This is a genomic window from Halomonas sp. XH26 (assembly GCF_024138895.1).
Taxonomy (GTDB): Bacteria; Pseudomonadota; Gammaproteobacteria; order Pseudomonadales; family Halomonadaceae; genus Vreelandella; species Vreelandella alkaliphila.
The window spans coordinates 439790-458713 of sequence record NZ_CP071889.1; the positions used below are offsets into that span (position 1 = coordinate 439790).

The following is an 18924-nucleotide window of genomic DNA, read 5'->3' on the forward strand; positions in this document are numbered from 1 at the left end:
AGCGAGGGTCATTTGCCATGGCCGTAAAACAGTTCCATACGTTTACGGCATTTCCGCCATCCATGGCGGTCAGATGGCAAATGTAGCGCCCAGGGATGGGTTTACAGCGCCCTCGCAGAGGTCTGCCGCCGGAGCAGCCCCGCCGCGAAAGATGAGGTGAGTACCATGCTCGAAACGCTCTTGCCGATACTGATTTTTACTGCCCTGGCCCTGGCAGTAATCGGCGCTGTACGCCGTATACGCCTGTGGCGTCAGGGGCGCCCCTCGCGGGTGAACCTGCTCCAGGGGTTGATGGCCCTGCCGCGCCGCTATTTGGTGGATCTGCACCATGTCGTGGGGCGCGACAAAATGATCTCCAATACCCACGTAGCCACCGCCGGAGGCTTCGTGGCTGCCGCCGTGCTGATGATCCTGGTGCATGGTCTTGGTATCGCCAACCCATTGCTAGGCGGGTTGCTGTTACTGGCCAGCACCTCCATGTTCGTCGGTAGCCTCTTTGTAGCGCGTCGGCGGCTTAACCCTCCTGCACGGCTCTCCAAAGGCCCCTGGATGCGGCTGCCAAAGAGCCTGATGGCGTTTTCGATAGGCGTCTTCCTAATCACACTGCCCACAGTAGGTTTGTTGCCTGACGGGTTAGTAGAAGGCAGCGGTAGCTGGCTTCTGGCGCTGGTGTTGGCGGGCGTTGTGGTTTGGGGTCTGGGCGAAATGTTCTTTGGCATGACCTGGGGCGGCCCAATGAAGCACGCCTTCGCTGGCGCCTTACATCTCGCCTTTCACCGTCGGGCTGAGCGCTTTGGTGGCGGCCGGTCAACGGGGCTCAAAGCACTGAACCTGGAAGATGAAGCGGCGCCTCTGGGCGTGGAAAAGCCAACTGACTTTACCTGGAATCAACTGCTGGGCTTCGATGCCTGCGTGCAGTGCGGTCGCTGCGAGGCAGTGTGCCCTGCGTTTGCTGCTGGTCAACCGCTCAATCCTAAAAAGCTGATTCAAGACATGGTGGTGGGTTTTGCCGGTGGTAGCGATGCTGGCTATGCCGGTTCTCCTTATCCTGGTAAGCCAGTGGGAGAGCACCAAGGCGCTCCCCATGCGCCTATCGTGGCGCCTGTTGTTATGAAAGAGGGAAAGGCGTTGGTTGACGCCGAGACTCTCTGGTCGTGCACGACCTGCCGTGCCTGTGTCGAGGAGTGCCCAATGATGATTGAGCACGTGGATGCGATTGTCGATATGCGCCGCCACCTGACCTTGGAGCGGGGTAAGACACCCAATAAAGGTGCTGAGGTGCTCGACAACCTGATTGCTACCGACAACCCCGGCGGTTTCGACCCAGGCTCACGGCTCAACTGGGCGGCGGATCTTAACCTACCGCTAATGGCTGACCTAAAGCAGGTTGATGTGCTGTTGTGGTTGGGGGATGGCGCCTTTGATATGCGTAACCAGCGAACCCTACGTGCCCTGATTAAAGTACTGCGTGCTGCCGAAGTAGACTTCGCCGTATTAGGTGCTGAAGAGCGCGACAGCGGTGATGTGGCAAGACGATTGGGCGATGAAGCGACGTTCCAATCCCTGGCTAAGCGCAATATTGCCACCCTGGCCAAGTATCGCTTCCAGCAGATTGTCACCTGTGATCCGCATAGTTTTCATGTGCTGGGCAATGAGTACGGCGACTTTCTTCAAGAAGGGCAGGGTGGCAGCGATTTCAATGCCAGCTACGAGGTGCGCCACCACAGTACCTTTATTGCTGAATTGTATGATGCAGGACGGCTGACCTTTGCTCCCTGGAAAGGTGGCAGCGTTACTTATCACGACCCATGTTATTTGGGACGCTATAACGGTGAATACGAAGCCCCGCGGCGAGTGCTTAAAGCGCTGGGCATTCAGGTGGCCGAGATGGAGCGCTCTGGGTTCCGTTCGCGCTGCTGTGGCGGCGGCGGTGGGGCGCCAATCACGGATATCCCTGGTGAGCGCCGAATCCCCGATATGCGTATGAATGATGTTAAAGAGAGCGGCGCCGAGCTAGTGGCGGTGGGCTGTCCACAGTGCACTGCCATGCTGGAAGGTGTGGTGGATGCCAGTGCTGAAGTGCGCGATATCGCCGAACTGGTAGCTGATGCCCTGGTTGAGCGTCCTGCTGGCGATGTGTCTGGGGTATCCCGCCGAACCACTGCAGTGACGACTGCTGAAGAGGTGACCTTATGAGTGAGATTATTCGCCGCGATCCGCGTCGCGAGTGGATCGCCCGGAACCGTCTTCATCCAGACCACGCCAGTGTGCTCGCCGCTCTTGGTGTAAACAGTGAGGGCGGCGGAGCAGCCAGTGAGTGGCTGGGGCCCAACGGTGTGGTGCGTAAGAATCCTCGCGCCATTGGTTTTATCGGCCCGAATGGCGTCAAACGGATTGATCGTAGCGGCCTCCAGCAAGGTAGACAGGCCGCCGCGACCACCACGGCGGCCCGCGATAGTCGCCGTAGGGTGACTATTGATCAGCCCGCTTTTCTGGTAGCAGTAGTACCTGACCTGACCGGTGGCCGCCTTTCAAGCCATGATAAGGATCTGTTAGGACTAGCCAGACGCGTGGCGGATGCCGACGCCGAACAGCCTGGTGCCGTGGTGGCGATCCTGTTTGGTGAGCATAAGGGCGAGGGGGACGGCGAGCATAAGGAAGAAGCGCTTGGCGACGCCGGGATCGATCGCGTCGTGCATCTTGATGATGAACTTTACGCTGGGTTTGCTCCCGAGGCACGGCTGGCGGTGTTAAGTGCCGTCGAACGTGAGATGACGCCGCGCTTCTGGCTGTTGCCGGACTCCCCCCTAGGCGGAGCTGATCTGGGGCGGCGGCTTGCCTTACGCCTGGGTGAGCGCGCTGCCACGGGGGTGTGGCAGGTGGAAGTTGATAATGAGGCCTCCTTGGGTTGGCGCTGCACTACCCGTGGCGCCGCTGGAAGCCTGGATATCCAGCGCCCTCTGCCGCGGGTTGCCCTGGCACTGGCCGAGTGCGCTGAGCCGATGGATGAGACGCGGCATGCGGCCGAGTGCCAGACCTTGGCGGCGCCAATTCCCATCACTCTATCGCGCATTGAAGATCTGGGGCAGGTGGCGGTGGATCCCGCTGGCGTGGCGTTGGCCGAGGCTGAATTCATCCTCTCTGGTGGCAATGGTGTTAAACAGTGGGACGCCTTCCACCATGCTGCGAAAGTACTAGGCGCTACCGAAGGGGCCTCGCGTGTCGCGGTGGATGACGGCTTTATGGCTCGTGATCGGCAGGTAGGTGCAACCGGCACCTGGGTAACCGCCCGAGTCTATATGGCGGTGGGTATTTCAGGCGCGATCCAGCACCTACAGGGCATTCAGCGCTGCGACAAGGTGGTGGCAATTAATCTCGATCCGGGGTGCGACATGATCAAACGCGCAGACCTGGCGGTGATAGGCGACAGCACGCAAATTCTTGCTGCGTTAGTGGCGATGGTGGAACAGCAGCGAGGAGGGCAGCGCGATGCGGCCTGAACAACAGCAAAAACAACAAAAGCCGGGTATCGACGTGGCGGTGCTGGTCTCCATAGGCCGTCACCCCACAACCGGTCGTGCGAGGCGCGCCGAGCAGGATGCACGGGGTCTGGAACTTGCTCTAGCCATGGAAGCAGAACTGCCGGGTAGTCGGATTGACGTACTGCACGCTGGTTCTCAGGATGTCGACAGCGAGGCAGCTCTGCGCAGTTACTTGGGTATGGCCACAGGCGTTGGTATGGGGCTTGAGTCCATGACTTTGCTGGAGCAGCCTGAAGGCTGCGATGCTATTCTGCCGCTGGTGGAACATTTAGCCGCTACCTCGCCCCAACTAGTGATCACCGGTGCCCGGGCCGAGCGCGGAGAAGGTTCTGGGCTTTTGCCCTATGCGTTGGCGGAGCATCTCGGTTGGCCGTTAGTGAATAGCTTGGCGTCGATAGAGACAGTGGAGAATGGTGTGATAACGCTGCTTCAGGCGTTGCCACGGGGCCAGCGTCGCCGTCTCAAGGTGCGCTTGCCCGCCATCATCAGCGTGGATGAAGCAGCGCCGGCGGCGCGTCAGAGCGCCTTCGGCCCGGCTCGTCGAGCCACCTTCTTGGTGGCGCCCACTACCTCTGAAGCCGACAGTGAGTTGGCCCAGTGGCACTTGAGCCCCGCACGTAAACGGCCTAAGCGTCTGAAAATCATCAAAGCCGCCTCTGCAAGAGACCGCTTCAAGGCGGCGGCTTCCAAAGCCGAGGGCAAGGGCGGGCAAGTGCTTACCGACGTTACCCCTGAGCAGGGCGCCGAGGCGATCTACAAGCTGCTCAAGGAAGAGGGCGTGCTGCGCTGAAGCTTTTTGATCACGGCATGTTAGCAATCTTAAAGCCCGCCCTCTGTTGGCGGGCTTCTTGTTATCTATTGTTTAATCTCTGAGTCTTTATTTTCGAAGCCTTTACGTTTTAAGTCTTTACGTTCTCTGTCGTTATCTTCTTCTATGTTGTTATGACCTACTTGCCAGTAAAGCCTGGATAAAGCCGCAGGCGCTGTCTTTCCAGGTGTAAACCCATCCAGGCGTGTAGTACTAGTACCGTGATGACGATGGCCCCGCCCAGTAGCGTTGATGCCGTCGGCGTCTCGCCTAGTAGCCACCAAACCCATAGTGTGCCCAATGCGGTTTCCACCAGGTAAAACAGTGCCACCTCGGTAGACGGCAGGTAGCGGGTGGCGCTATTGATCAGCACCGTGGCCAGGGGCATCTGCACTAGCCCCATCAGTGCCAGCACGCCATAACGCTCGGCATCAAGCGCCAGCGGTGAGGCCATGGGCAGAGCAATTGCTGCTGAGAGCAGTCCGCCACCAGCAATCACCGTCATGGGGTCAATGGCTGGATAGCGGCGTAGCAAGGTCAGGTTACCGCCGATGGCCGCCGCAGCCGTTAAGGCATACAGGTTACCCGCCAGCATTCCCATGGCTCCTTCGCCCAAGAACACCAAACCCATACCCAGCATGCAGACGGCAATGGCTACCAACGTTCTTAGCGGCACCTTTTCATGTAGGAAAACCCGTGAAAAAAGTGCGGCAAACAGTGGCGCTGTGCTCAGTATTACTACCACGTTGGCCACATTGGCGTTCATCACTGCGAGTACGAAGAGGCTCGACATTAGACCCAGCAGCAACGCTGAGGCGAGTGACGAAAACGGATGGCTTCTCAGTGCCCCTAATCGATTACCCACACAGCACAGGACTCCTAGTACGCAGAACATCAAAAAACCGCGCCAAAATACGATGGTCCAGCCATCGGTATTGGCTAGACGGATCAGCAGACCGTCGAAACTGAGGAACACCACGCCCAGTATCACCATGGCCAGACCGCGCTGGTAAGAATTTGACTGCATTGTCTTGGTTCCTGGTCGGTAAAAGAGAGCAACCGCCCGCTAGTTGAGCGGGCGGTTGCGGGGGAGGTTACTTGGCGGTTTTGGGTATCGCGTTAAGCTGTTGCCACTCCTTATTAAGGCCTACGTAAAGGCTGACGCACATCATTAATAGTACCAGTGTGAAGGGCAGCCCCGTGGCTACCGCGCCCGCCTGAAGCGCACTGAGTGCGGTGCTACCGCCGCCATACAACAGCACTCCTGCAATGACACCTTCAAGTGCGGCCCAGAAAACACGCTGGCCCTTAGGGGCATCGGTTTTGCCACCGGCGGTGATGTTATCGATTACCAACGAGCCGGAGTCTGATGAAGTGATGAAGAAAACCAGCACCAGGATAATGGCTAGTGTTGACGTTATGCTGGTGAGAGGCAACTGTTCCAGCATATGGAACATGGCAAGCGAGACATCACCGATGCCGTTGGCCAGTTCGCCTACGCCGTTAGTCGCCTGAAAAAGCGCTGTGCCGCCGAAGGCGCTCATCCAAACCAAGGTGACTAGCGTTGGTACCAGCAGTACGGCAATTAGAAACTCCCGAACGGTACGTCCACGCGATACGCGAGCGATAAACATGCCGACAAACGGAGACCAGGAGATCCACCACGCCCAGTAAAAGATGGTCCAGCCGTGGTACCAGGTGTCGTCCTCGCGTCCAATCCAGTTCGATAGCGGCAAAAGGTGGCTTACATAGTCTAGCGTTGTGGTGCCAATCCCTGTCAATATCATCAGGGTCGGGCCTGCTATCACAACGAATAGAAGCAGTATCGCCGCGATGATCATATTAATGTTTGAGAATAGCTTTACGCCCCCGTCGATACCCCGCCATACCGAGAATAGTGCAATCACCGTGACCACTAGGATAATCGCCAGCTGAGTACCAATAGTGTTGGGGATGCCGAACAGATAGGCGAGCCCACCTGCCGCTTGGGTAGCGCCAAAGCCAAGCGAGGTGGCTAGGCCGAAAATGGTGGCGAGTACGGCAAGAATATCGATGATATGACCTGCCCAGCCGCGGGTATGCTCACCTAGAAGTGGATAAAAGGCGGAGCGAAGCGTGAGTGGCAAGCCCTTATTATAGGCAAAGAACGCCAGCGAGAGTGCGACGACTGCGTAGATTGCCCAGGGGTGCAGCCCCCAATGAAACATGGTCGCGCCCATGGCAGCACTAGCGCCTTCCGGCGTTCCTGCGGGGGCGTTGAGGGGCGTACCGTACCAGTCGGTGTAATAGGCCACTGGCTCAGCAACGCTCCAGAACATCAGACCGATACCCATACCCGCCGCAAAAAGCATGGCGAACCAGGACGTGCGCGAGTACTCCGGCTTGGCATCGCTGCCGCCCAAACGAATTCGCCCGAGCGGCAAGCAGATCAGTACGAGGCAGAACACCACAAAGGTATTGCCTGCAATCATAAACAGCCAGTCAAAGTGTTCAATTGACCAGTTCTTGGCAAGCCCTAGGTGCGTATTAGCGGCATCCGGGTAAACCAGTGCGTAAAGAATGAATAGCAGAATGGCGAGAGCAGAGAGTGGGAATACGGGGTTATGAAAATCTAACCCCATTATCTGAGTATTGTCCTGTCCGGGCGACAGGACAGGGTCGTCATTGTTCTTCATTAGATGTCCTTGGTGGCTATTGTTAGATATCGGCTATGCGCCCGCATCGCCGACACAACGAATTGTTGGGCCTGTTTCAGGGTAAGAGTGTCGTGAAAGCGACCTCTAGCTATTCGTCTTGGCTAGGATGTCTTGAATAGATATGTGAGTGCCTTTGTGGGGTAAGTCCTTAGGCACGGAGGGGATAGGGTGGGAAAGCGCAATCCACCATCAAGCGCACAACAATAAACAACAGGAGCTAGCCATGAATGCAGCCAACCGCGGAGTGGTCTATAAAGGGCCGGGTGAAGTCGCCGTTGAATCTATTGCCTATCCTGAGCTCGCCATCGGTAATCGAAAGTGTGAGCACGGCGTAATTCTTAAAGTCGTCACCACCAATATCTGTGGCAGCGACCAGCATATGGTGCGCGGCCGTACCACTGCGCCATCCGGTTTGGTGCTGGGTCACGAAATCACTGGTTTGGTGGTGGAGTGTGGTCGCGACGTCGAGTTTATCCAGCCCGGCGATCTAGTCTCTGTGCCGTTTAATATTGCTTGCGGTCGCTGCCGCAACTGTAAAGAAGGCCGTACCGGCATTTGCCTGAATGTGAACCCCTCTCGTCCAGGGGCTGCTTATGGCTATGTTGATATGGGTGGCTGGGTGGGTGGCCAGACCGAATATGTCATGGTTCCCTACGCAGACTTTAATCTGCTGAAGTTCCCGGACACCGATCAAGCGATGGAGAAAATCAAAGATTTAACCCTGCTTTCCGATATTTTCCCCACCGGCTTCCACGGTTGCGTTACTGCTGGTGTTGGCCCCGGCAGCACTGTCTATATTGCGGGTGCTGGCCCTGTGGGTCTGGCGGCGGCAGTTTCTGCGCAGTTGCTTGGCGCGGCTTGTGTGATTGTCGGCGATATGGTCGAAGACCGTTTAGCCCAAGCGCGAAGCTTTGGCTGCGAGACCATTGACCTGACCCAGGACGGCGACATGGCCGACAAGATTGAGGTGATTCTCGGCGAGCGCGAAGTCGATGCCTTTGTCGACTGTGTTGGTTTCGAGGCCCACGCCTGCGGCTGCAACCATGGTAAAGAAGCACCTGCGACCGTGCTTAACTCGGCGATGTCGCTAACTCGCGCGGGTGGCCAAATCGGTATTCCTGGCCTGTATGTGACCGAAGACCCAGGTGCCGCTGACGATGCCGCTAAGCAGGGTGCTTTGAGTATGCGCTTTGGCCTCGGCTGGGCCAAATCCCACAGTTTTCATACCGGACAGTGCCCAGTAATGAAGTACCACCGCCCGCTGATGCAGGCTATTCTATTCGGAAAAGTTAAGATCGCCGATGCGGTAAATGTACAGATGATCACCCTGGATCAGGCGCCCCAAGGATATGCCGACTTCGATGGTGGAGCCGCCAAGAAATTTGTCATTGATCCCCACGGCAGTGTGCCTGCATAAGGCGGAAGCACCTGCCCGCCCGCAGGGAGGGGATACGAGATAGATAGTTAGAAATAGATAGTTCGGTATAGATAGTTCAGGATAGATAGTAAGACCCTAGACGGCACCCCGCGGGGTGCCGTCTTCGTTCATTCGGTATACCGCCGATCAAGATAATAATGAGTGACCCATGACCGTCCAGACCGTGACCCCCAAGCGCCGCTTTCGCGGCAAGCCCCGCGGCCGTGAACTCGATCCCATCCGTCTTGAGGGATTGCGTGAGCTGCTGGGCGATGAACGCAACGATGCCACCTTGCGTCGACGCGATTTATTAATCGAACACCTGCATGCTCTTCAGGATGCCCGAGGGCATTTGTTGTTGGCAGACCTGCGTGCCCTGGCAACTTATATGAACCTGCCGATGGCAGCGATCTATGAGACAGCTACCTTTTATGCTCACTTCGACGTCATCCATGACGATCAGGACGTGCCCCCAGCGTTGACAATCCGCGTTTGTGACTCTCTGGCTTGCCAGTTAGCTGGCGCTGAGACGCTTAAAGCGCAGTTGGAAGCAAACGTCGATATCGAGCAAGTGCGGGTGTTGCGCGCGCCATGCATGGGGCGCTGCGACACAGCGCCCGTAGTGGAGGTCGGCCATCACCACTTAGGTCGAGCCGATGCGGCTCAAGTTCAGGCAGCTATCGATGCCGACGACACTCACCCCGAACCTATCGATTGGCAACGACTTGATAGCTATCGCAGCGAGGGTGGTTTTGCATTGCTCCAGGCCTGCCGCAACGGGGAAGTAACGGTCGAAGCATTGATGGAAGCGGTGCAGCAGGCCAACCTTCGCGGTTTAGGGGGCGCGGGTTTTCCTACTTTTAAGAAATGGCACTTTGTGCGTCAGGAGGCTGGCCCTCGCTACTGTGCCATTAATGCTGACGAAGGCGAACCCGGTACCTTTAAGGATCGTTATTATCTGGAACGCTCACCGCACCAGTTTCTTGAAGGTGCCTTGGTCAGTGCTTGGGCGGTAGACGCCGAGGCGCTGTATATCTACCTACGCGACGAGTATCCAGCGTTACATGTCGTGCTGCGCGAGGCGATTGGCGAGCTTGAGGCCGCTGGCCTAGTGGCGCCGGGATATATCGTGCTGCGCCGCGGGGCGGGTGCTTACATCTGCGGCGAAGAGTCGGCGATGATTGAGTCCCTGGAAGGCAAACCGGGCAAGCCCCGCCATCGTCCTCCGTTTGTGGCTCAGAAAGGGCTCTTTGACCGCCCAACGCTGGTCAATAACGTCGAGACCGTCTACTGGATCCCGATGATCTGGCAGCGCGGCGCTGAGGCTTTCTCCAGTCAGGGCCGCCATGGCCGCGTGGGGCTGCGCAGTTTCTCGGTTTCGGGGCGCGTTAAGCAGCCTGGCGTTTATCTGGCGCCTGCTGGCATCACGTTAAGCGAGTTAATTGACGAGTATTGTGGCGGTATGGCGGAAGGCCAACGCTTGGCGGCTTATCTGCCTGGTGGCGCCTCTGGCGGCATTCTGCCCGCCACTAAAGCCAATATTCCTCTCGACTTCGATACCCTCCAGGAGCACGGCTGTTTTATTGGCTCCGCTGCGGTGATCGTGCTTTCTGATCAGGACAATCTGCGCGGGGTTGCTACCAACCTACTGGCTTTCTTTGCCGATGAGTCCTGTGGCCAATGTACTCCCTGTCGAGTGGGTACTGAAAAAATGCTCACCCTGCTCGAGCGTAATGAATGGGACGCTGGGCTTATGACGCAGCTTTCCCAAGTGATGATAGATGCCTCTATTTGCGGGCTGGGTCAGGCGGCACCGAACCCAGTATTGGGCTTGCTCAAGGATTTTCGCAGTGAACTGGCTGCCCAGAACGTTATCGTCAAGGGATAAGGGAGATCAGCATGAGTGAACAGAGCTTAAACCAAAGCTTTACCCTGACCCTGGATGGCGTTGACGTCAGCGCTTACCCCGGTGAAACCCTCTGGCAAGTCGCCAAGCGCGCCGGCGAGACCATTCCGCATCTGTGTTTCAAGGATGCCAGCGGCTATCGCGCCGACGGCAACTGCCGTGCTTGTATGGTGGAGATCGAGGGCGAGCGCACCTTGGCCGCAAGCTGTCTGCGCGAAGCGGCACCCGGTATGGTGGTTAATAGTGCCAGCTCTGAACGCGCGCACACGGCCCGCAAGATGGTCATGGAAATGCTGCTAGTCGACCAGCCTGAGCGCGAAGAGAGCCCCGACAGCTCAAGCCATTTCTGGGCCATGGCTGACCAGCTGGCCATTGATGCCACGGCGGTGCGCCGCAAGCTGCCCAAGCGCGAAGAGCGTGAGACGGCTACCGTGCATCATGTGGCACCTAGGGCGGGTAGCCTGGAGCAAGACAGCAGTCACTCTGCCATGCGCGTTAACCTTGATGCCTGTATTGAGTGCAATCTGTGTGTGCGTGCCTGTCGCGAAGTGCAGGTTAACGATGTTATCGGTATGGCTCACCGTGGGGCGGCGTCTAAGATCGTATTTGATTTCGACGACCCTATGGGAGACAGCACCTGTGTTGCTTGCGGCGAGTGTGTTCAAGCTTGCCCCACGGGTGCTTTAATGCCTGCCACCCTAGTGGATGAGCAAGGGCACGGAGACTCTGCCGTGGCTGACCGTAAGGTTGACTCAGTATGTCCCTACTGCGGGGTTGGCTGTCAGCTTACCTACCATATCAAAGACGATAAGATCCTTTATGTGGAGGGCCGCGACGGTCCTTCAAACGAGAACCGACTATGTGTTAAAGGTCGCTTCGGCTATGACTATCCGCGCCATCCATCTCGGCTTGTTACCCCGCTGATTCGTCGTGAGGGCGTCGCAAAGGGAATCGACCCAGACTTCGATCCCGCCAAGCCCCTGACGCATTTCCGCGAGGCGAGCTGGGACGAAGCCCTTGAGGTGGCCGCCAGCGGGCTTGTAAACCTTAAAGTGAATCATGGCCCTGATGCCTTGGCGGGGTTCGGCAGTGCCAAGTGCTCCAACGAAGAGGCGTGGCTGTTCCAGAAGCTGGTGCGTACCGGCTTTGGCTCCAACCATGTAGATCACTGTACCCGTTTGTGCCACGCCAGTTCGGTGGCAGCGCTCATGGAGTGTATCGGCTCAGGCTCAGTAACCGCTTCCTTTATGCAGGCCAGTCAGGCCGATGTAGTGATTCTTACCGGCTGTAACCCCGCAGTAAATCATCCGGTGGCGGCCACCTTCTTTAAACAGGCCGCCAAGCGCGGTACCAAAATAGTGATACTCGACCCCCGTGGTCAGGCGTTGGATGCCTACGCCCATCGCAGCGTTCGCTTTTCACTGGGTACGGATGTGGCGCTGTTTAATGCCATGCTCAATGTGATCATCAGCGAAGAGCTCTATGACACGGCCTATATCGCCGAGCATACCGAGGGCTTTGAGGCACTGAAGACACATACGGTGGACATGACCCCCGAAGCGATGAGCGGTTTGTGCGGTGTTGAGCCAGAGACCATTCGCGAAGTGGCCAGGCTCTATGCCAACGCCGAGCGGGCAATGATTTTCTGGGGCATGGGCATTTCCCAGCACACCCATGGGACCGACAACGCCCGTTGTTTGATCTCGCTGGCGCTGGCCTGCGGCCAGACCGGTCGCCCTGGGACTGGCTTGCACCCTCTGCGGGGGCAGAACAACGTTCAAGGGGCGTCTGATGCCGGCCTTATTCCCATGGTAATGCCGGACTACCAGCCGGTTAGCGATGCTCAGGTACGCAGTGCTTTCGAAGAGCTGTGGAATACCAAACTGGATCCCACACCGGGTCTCACCGTGGTGGAAATTATGGATGCTATCGCTGCGGGCACCATTCGCGGCATGTATATCCAGGGTGAAAACCCGGCGATGTCCGACCCGGATCTGGCCCATGCGCGGGCCGCGTTGGCCAAGCTGGAACATCTGGTGGTACAGGATCTTTTTGTCACTGAAACCGCTCAATTCGCCGATGTCATTCTGCCTGCCTCCGCTTGGCCTGAGAAGGATGGCACCGTCACCAACACCAATCGGCAAGTGCAGATGGGGCGTGCGGCCTTGCCGCTACCGGGCCAGGCCAAGCCGGACTGGTGGATTATCCAGGAAATGGCCAAACGCTTCGGTCTCGACTGGAATTATCAGCATCCGCAGGACGTTTTCGCCGAGATGAAACAAGGTATGGCCTCTCTCGACCATATTTCCTGGGAGCGTTTGGAGCGCGAGCAGTCGGTAACCTACCCTTGTCCAGCGGAGGATGTACCGGGACAAGACGTAGTCTTCAGTGAGGCCTTCCCAACCGTCAGTGGTCGGGCGAAGTTCGCGCCTACGCGCCCGCTGCCACCGGATGAGCCAGTCGATAACGACTACCCGACGGTGCTAACTACTGGACGTCAGTTAGAGCACTGGCATACCGGATCCATGACCCGCCGTGCCAAAGTGCTCGATGACCTGGAGCCGGAAGCCGTGGCGAGCTTGGCGCCCGCTGAGCTTATCCGGCTGGGATTGGCGCCAGGCGATGACCTGACAATCACCACTCGGCGAGGGGCCATCACCCTCAAGGTCAGGACGGATCCGGGCATGCCCGAGGGGATGGTTTTCGTGCCTTTCTGTTATGAAGAAGCGGCGGCGAACCTACTCACTAACCCAGCGCTGGATCCGTATGGAAAGATTCCAGAGTTCAAGTACGCTGCCTGCCGGTTGAGCCGCTCTGAAGCATCTTAGGAGCCGATAAGCTGGCCCGCATAAGCGGGCCAGTTAATTGTGTGTCTTGTGTTAAGCGACGTCGCTAGCCTTGGGCTAGCTGCAATGCGGGAGCCTCGTGGCCTAGATTCTCAAGCATGCGGGCGGCGTACCAATTGACAAAGTCGATAACACCGAACTCATAGGTTTCAGAATAAGGCCCAGGCTGATAAGCCTTTGAGTTGATGCCGCGCTGGTTCTCTTCGGCGAGCTGGCGATCCTGGTCGTTGGTGGCATCCCATACTCGGCGAAGCTGTTCGGGGTCGTAGTCGACGCCTTCCACGGCATCCTTGTGAACCAGCCACTTGGTAGTTACCACGGTTTTCTGCGGACCAATTGGCAACACGCGAAATACCACTGCGTGATCGCCCATGAAATGGTTCCATGAGTTGGGCAGGTGAAGGATACGCAGTGAGCCCATGTCGGGGCTTGATAAACGCCCCATCAGTTTCTTGCTGCCGGGCTTGCCATCCATTGTCATGGAGACAATGCCATCCAGCAGTGGCGTACGCGTCAGGCGGTTGCGTTTACCAAACCGCTTTAACTGGTAGGGCACCTGTTCGGCATCCCAATCTGCTTGTTTACGCGCCACCAGCGCTTTATAAGCGGGTGTTGCGCGGGGGTCGTCGGTATCATCAAACTCCTGCAACGAATTAAGCAGTTCAGGGTGCGCGCCGTTACAGTGGTAGCACTCGCGGTTGTTTTCGATCACGAGTTTCCAGTTGGCTTGCTCGACGATGCTGGATTCCGTGGCAACCTTGACGTTGTCCATCTGGTACGGCTCGAGATAATGCTCAAGCGTTGTCAGAAAATCGTCAATTGCAGGTGGTTCATCGCTCAGGTTGATAAAGATGAAGCCGCCAGCTGTTTGGACGTTGACCGGCTTGAGGCCAAACTGGTTGAGGTCGAAGTCAGTGCCCATGTCGCTACCGGCAAACAGCAATCGGCCATCAAGCTCGTAAGTCCACTGATGATACGGGCAGACGAGTTTTGCCACCTTGCCCTTATCTTTTACGCACAGACGCGAACCGCGATGGCGGCACACATTGTGAAACGCATGAATAACGCCTTCACTACCGCGCACAATAACGATGGGATTGTCACCAATATCCAAGGTGATGAAGTTACCCTTGGAGGGGATCTCGCATGTCATGCCTGCGAATAACCACTCTTTTTCGAAAATCTCTTGCATATCAAGAGCAAACAGGCAGGCATCGTTATAAAACGGTTGCGGAAGAGAAAAGGTACGCGCCCTTTCCTGCAGCATATGGGCCGTTGACTCACGAGCCGCAGCCAGTGGGTCGTCCATCATATTAGAAACACTTTTTTCCATACCAGTATCCTCGTAAACCTCCGCTTTCCCCTCAAGGGCTGCGTGGCGGCCGTTAGTCAAGATTGTTTATCTTGTTGTTCTGTTGCGTAACCTGGCGTTTTATTCGAATGGGGCCTGATGTCAGTGTCTGATTGTGTTGCAGGCACATCCTTGCCAATTATCTGCCCGCGACATCAGGTGGCGTAGCGGCGACTAAAGAAGAGCTTTCTAAGCAATAAAGAGTGGCACGAGGTAAGTGCGCGTCGTTGTCAGGTAAGTCGGCTAAGAGGAGCGTCCCCAAAATGCACATCAACGGTGCTGGGCTGTATAGCGAATACGGTTCGGTAATGCATAGCGATGAAGGCTGGTCAGGCAGAGGCGATAATGACAACTAATTTCTTTAACCCGGTCACGACCCAAACCTGGACTAACGGCCGCCACCAGGTACGTTGCGTTAAGGTGATCCAAGAAACCCAAGATGTACGCACGTTCTGTTTTATGGCGGAGCAACCCGTACTGTTCTTCTTCAAGCCTGGCCAGTTTGTGACCCTTGAGCTTGAGATCGATAATCAGCCGATCATGCGCTCCTATACAATCTCAAGCTCACCCTCTATTCCTTACAGCTTTTCGATCACTGTTAAGCAGGTGCCGGGAGGCAAGGTTTCCAATTGGCTGCATGCCAATTTAAAAATAGGCGACGAGCTGGTGGTGCATGGGCCAGTCGGTAACTTTAACTCGATCGACTTTCCCGCCGAGAAAGTGTTGTTCCTCTCCGGCGGTGTTGGCATTACCCCTTTAATGTCCATGACACGTTGGCTTTTTGATACTAATGCCGCTGTGGATGTTGAATTTATACATAGTGCTCGAGCTCCCCGCGATGTCATTTATCACCGTGAATTGGTGCATATGTTTTCGCGTATCCCTGAGTTCAAACTGCATATTATCTGTGAGAGTAAAGAGGATATTGGAGAGGCGTGGGCTGGCTACCGGGGTTATCTCACCGAGCCGTTATTCGAATTAATGGTGCCGGACTTTATGGAGAGGGAGATCTTTTGTTGCGGCCCAACTCCCTATATGAACGCCATCAAGCGTATTTTGCAGCACCATAACTTTGATATGAGCCATTATCACGAAGAGTCGTTTGGCGCCACGCCTGTCGACGTTCGTGATGATGTGCGTGAGCTGGCTGAGCAAGCAGAAGTCGATGCTGAAAATGTTGATAGCAATGACTTGCACAGCATTGAGTTCGCATCGACCGGCAAAAGTGTGCGCATTCAGCCTAGCGAAACGGTGCATGCTGCAGCGGCGAAGTTGGGTCTGCATATCCCCAAAGCATGTGGTATGGGGATATGCGGTACTTGCCGCGTAGAGCTCAAGTCGGGGGAGGTGGATATGGAGCATAACGGGGGCATTACGGATGAGGATGTCGCAGAAGGATACATTCTATCTTGCTGCAGTCGTCCTAAAGGGGACCTCGTCGTCGATTTTTAACGCAGTCATTTTTTAATACTTCAGTAAAGCGCCCTTTATGGCTTTTGCCGTTTAGGGCGCTTTTTTATGGGTAATCAATGACGGTCTATCTGCGCAGCCTGGCTAATTGATGTCGATGTCGCAAATGCATCGAGTGGTGACGTCAACAAGTATCTTGGGCTAGGAAACCAACGATAGTATCGCGGTAAGAAAACGTTGATAGGAACCTTGGTTGATAGAAACTCTGGTTAATAAAGACCCCGGTTGATAGGAACCTTGGTTTGTCAGCGTTAAAGAGAACGTCCAGCACTTAATAAAAAAGTCACTCATCAGGAGGCGATAATGCTTCAAAGTAATTTTTCCCCCAAAGCACGTTTGGCCAGTTACGACAGTTTGCTTGCAGAAGCAATTGCTGAAGAAACGGTGCGCCAAGAAGCGCATATTGAGCTGATCGCCTCCGAAAATTACACCAGTCAACTTGTCATGGAAGCGCAGGGTACCCAACTGACTAACAAGTATGCGGAAGGCTATCCAGGCCGTCGCTACTACGGCGGTTGTGAATTCGTTGACAAGGTTGAGGCCTTAGCCATTGAGCGTGCCTGCAACTTATTTAGTGCCAATTATGCCAATGTGCAGCCGCATTCCGGTGCCCAGGCAAATGCCGCTGTGTTCATGGCACTCGTCAAACCTGGCGATACTATTCTAGGTATGAGCCTTGCCCACGGCGGCCATTTAACCCACGGCGCCGCCCCTAACTTCTCGGGCAAACACTACAACGCTATTCAGTACGGCCTCAAGCCGGAAACCGGTGAGATCGATTACGAAGAAGTTGAGCGTTTGGCACGTGAGCATCAGCCGAAAATGATCATTGCCGGTTTCTCTGCCTACTCTCGCGTGGTGGATTGGCGTCGTTTCCGCACTATCGCTGATGAAGTGGGTGCTTACTTAATGGTCGACATGGCCCACGTTGCAGGTTTAGTGGCAGCTAACCTTTATCCGAGCCCGCTGCCTCATGCCCACGTCGTCACCACGACTACCCACAAAACGCTGCGTGGCCCCCGTGGCGGCCTGATTCTGTCTGCGGATGGCGACGAGGCGCTCTATAAAAAGCTTAATGGTGCGGTCTTCCCAGGCCAGCAAGGTGGCCCATTGATGCATGTTATCGCGGCGAAAGCGGTGGCGTTCAAGGAAGCCATGAGCCAGGAGTTTGTGCGTTACCAGCAGCAGGTGATTGACAACGCCCAAGCCATGGCCAACGTATTCATGGAGCGCGGCTATGATGTTGTGTCGGGTGGTACCGAAGATCATCTGTTCTTAGTCTCGCTTATCCAGCAGGGCGTCACGGGTAAGGATGCGGATGCAGCATTGGGCCGCGCGCATATCACCGTTAATAAGAACACGGTGCCTAACGACCCGCAGAGCCCCTTCGTGACATCGGGTCTACGTATTGGTACCCCCGCGGTCACCACGCGTGGCTTCAATGCCCAAGAGTGTGGCGAACTAGCTGGCTGGATTTGCGACATCCTAGACGTATTAGCTGCTGGGAGTGATACCGCTGCCATCGAGGCCGAGGTGCTGGCTAAAGTGAGTGACGTGTGTGCCCGGCACCCTGTCTATGCTGAAGCTGTCGCTGAAGCCGTCGAATCCATTGCTTGAGAGGAGGCTCCTATGCAACGCTATTCCGGCTTCGGCCTAGTCAAGCACGCGCTGAGCCACCATGAAAACTGGGAGCGCCAATGGCGCAATCCCACGCCTAAGAAGCAGTACGATGTGATCATCGTCGGTGGTGGTGGCCACGGTTTGGCCACGGCTTACTACTTGGCCAAAGAGTTCGGTGTCAAGAATGTCGCGGTGATCGAGAAGGGCTGGTTGGGCGGTGGTAATACCGCCCGTAATACGACCATCGTGCGTTCGAACTACTTATGGGACGAATCGGCAGCCCTTTACGAACATGCCATGAAGCTGTGGGAAGGGCTTTCTCAAGACCTTAACTACAACGTCATGTTTTCCCAGCGAGGGGTGCTCAACCTGGGGCATACCTTGCAGGATATGCGCGATATCCAGCGCCGGGTTAACGCGAATCGCCTAAACGGCATTGATGGCGAAGTGCTGGACACCAAAGGTGTGCAGGCGCTGGTGCCAATCATGGATTGTTCCAAGAATGCTCGCTACCCAGTGATGGGCGCTTCCTGGCAGCCGCGTGCTGGGGTAGCGCGGCATGATGCTGTGGCCTGGGGCTATGCGCGCGGTGCTGATGCTCACGGGGTAGACATTCTCCAGCAGACCGAAGTTACCGGCTTCAAAATCCGTGACGGTAGGATCTACGGTGTGCACACCAACCGTGGCGATATCGAAGCCAAGACAGTGGGCTGTGTGACCGCCGGTAATTCTGGCGTGTTGGCCAATATGGGCGGCTTTCAGTTGCCTTTGGAATCCCACCCGCTACAAGCCTTGGTCTCCGAGCCGATCAAACCGATTCTCGATACCGTGGTGATGTCTAATCACGTGCATGGCTATATCAGTCAGTCTGATAAAGGCGACCTAGTCATCGGCGCTGGCATTGACGGCTATAACGGCTATGGTCAGCGCGGTAGCTATCCTACGGTGGAACACACCCTTCAGGCGATCGTCGAGATGTTCCCGATCTTCTCTCGGGTGCGTATGAATCGTCAGTGGGGCGGTATTGTCGATACCTGTCCGGATGCCTGTCCGATTATCTCTAAAACACCGGTGAAGGGGCTGTTCTTCAACTGTGGTTGGGGCACGGGTGGCTTCAAAGCTACTCCAGGATCGGGTCACGTGTTCGCTGCCAGCTTGGCTAAGGGTGAGATGCACCCCATTGCTGAGCCGTTCTCCATGTTCCGCTTCCATAGCGGTGCGCTGATTGATGAGCACGGCGCTGCCGGCGTGGCCCACTAGGGTAAATA

12 protein-coding genes are annotated in these 18924 nt (G+C 56.3%); 9 read left to right on the forward strand and 3 right to left on the reverse strand.

All coding sequences use genetic code 11. From position 1 onward, the window contains the following. Positions 1-165 precede the first annotated feature (165 nt). Genes J4377_RS02095 through J4377_RS02105 form a run of 3 tightly spaced genes read left to right on the forward strand, consistent with a single transcriptional unit; the run spans position 166 to position 4332 of the window. On the forward strand, positions 166-2196 hold the full coding sequence (locus J4377_RS02095; RefSeq protein ID WP_253486465.1) for a (Fe-S)-binding protein: 2031 nt from the start codon (positions 166-168) through the stop codon (positions 2194-2196). Beyond that, positions 2193-3500: an electron transfer flavoprotein subunit alpha/FixB family protein gene (locus tag J4377_RS02100; protein ID WP_231658322.1), complete on the forward strand. Its 1308-nt coding sequence runs from the start codon at positions 2193-2195 to the stop codon at positions 3498-3500. The genes J4377_RS02095 and J4377_RS02100 overlap by 4 nt, the downstream gene beginning before the upstream one ends. Beyond that, the gene (locus J4377_RS02105; protein WP_253486467.1) at positions 3490-4332 is read left to right on the forward strand and encodes an electron transfer flavoprotein subunit beta; all 843 of its coding nucleotides are present in this window, start codon (positions 3490-3492) and stop codon (positions 4330-4332) included. Before J4377_RS02100 ends, J4377_RS02105 begins: the two co-directional genes overlap by 11 nt. Before the next feature lie 157 nt (positions 4333-4489). On the opposite strand, the gene J4377_RS02110 is transcribed toward J4377_RS02105, so the two are convergent. Both J4377_RS02110 and J4377_RS02115 read right to left on the reverse strand, forming a co-directional pair. Continuing rightward, positions 4490-5377, reverse strand: coding sequence for a DMT family transporter (locus tag J4377_RS02110; protein ID WP_038480844.1), 888 nt, complete (start codon positions 5375-5377; stop codon positions 4490-4492). A gap of 67 nt (positions 5378-5444) precedes the next feature. Next, entirely contained in the window at positions 5445-7025 is a 1581-nt protein-coding gene (locus J4377_RS02115; RefSeq protein WP_120385853.1) for a BCCT family transporter, read from the reverse strand. Positions 7026-7269: 244 nt separating this feature from the next. On the opposite strand from J4377_RS02115, the gene fdhA reads away from it, so the two are divergent. The 3 genes from fdhA (at position 7270) to fdhF (ending at position 13197) form a co-directional block, all read left to right on the forward strand. Beyond that, positions 7270-8463 carry a formaldehyde dehydrogenase, glutathione-independent gene (gene fdhA / locus J4377_RS02120; RefSeq protein WP_009724036.1) on the forward strand — a complete coding sequence of 398 codons (1194 nt, stop codon included), beginning with the start codon at positions 7270-7272 and terminating at the stop codon, positions 8461-8463. 169 nt (positions 8464-8632) lie between these two features. Further along, positions 8633-10351, forward strand: coding sequence for an NADH-ubiquinone oxidoreductase-F iron-sulfur binding region domain-containing protein (locus tag J4377_RS02125; protein WP_253486469.1), 1719 nt, complete (start codon positions 8633-8635; stop codon positions 10349-10351). An 11-nt stretch (positions 10352-10362) separates the two neighbouring features. Continuing rightward, a complete protein-coding gene (fdhF, locus tag J4377_RS02130; RefSeq protein WP_253486470.1) occupies positions 10363-13197 on the forward strand; it encodes a formate dehydrogenase subunit alpha in 2835 nt (944 codons plus the stop codon). Between the two features lie 64 nt (positions 13198-13261). Here the strand turns inward: fdhF and J4377_RS02135 are convergent, their stop codons facing one another. Then, positions 13262-14548: an aromatic ring-hydroxylating dioxygenase subunit alpha gene (locus tag J4377_RS02135; protein ID WP_253486472.1), complete on the reverse strand. Its 1287-nt coding sequence runs from the start codon at positions 14546-14548 to the stop codon at positions 13262-13264. Between the two features lie 363 nt (positions 14549-14911). Between J4377_RS02135 and J4377_RS02140 the strand changes: the two genes are divergently transcribed. From J4377_RS02140 to J4377_RS02150, 3 genes are all read left to right on the forward strand, one after another. Further along, positions 14912-16018 carry a hybrid-cluster NAD(P)-dependent oxidoreductase gene (locus J4377_RS02140; protein ID WP_120387294.1) on the forward strand — a complete coding sequence of 369 codons (1107 nt, stop codon included), beginning with the start codon at positions 14912-14914 and terminating at the stop codon, positions 16016-16018. 321 nt (positions 16019-16339) lie between these two features. Next, the gene (gene glyA, locus J4377_RS02145; protein ID WP_253486474.1) at positions 16340-17653 is read left to right on the forward strand and encodes a serine hydroxymethyltransferase; all 1314 of its coding nucleotides are present in this window, start codon (positions 16340-16342) and stop codon (positions 17651-17653) included. Between the two features lie 12 nt (positions 17654-17665). Next, positions 17666-18916 carry a sarcosine oxidase subunit beta family protein gene (locus tag J4377_RS02150; protein WP_083000851.1) on the forward strand — a complete coding sequence of 417 codons (1251 nt, stop codon included), beginning with the start codon at positions 17666-17668 and terminating at the stop codon, positions 18914-18916. Positions 18917-18924 lie beyond the last annotated feature (8 nt).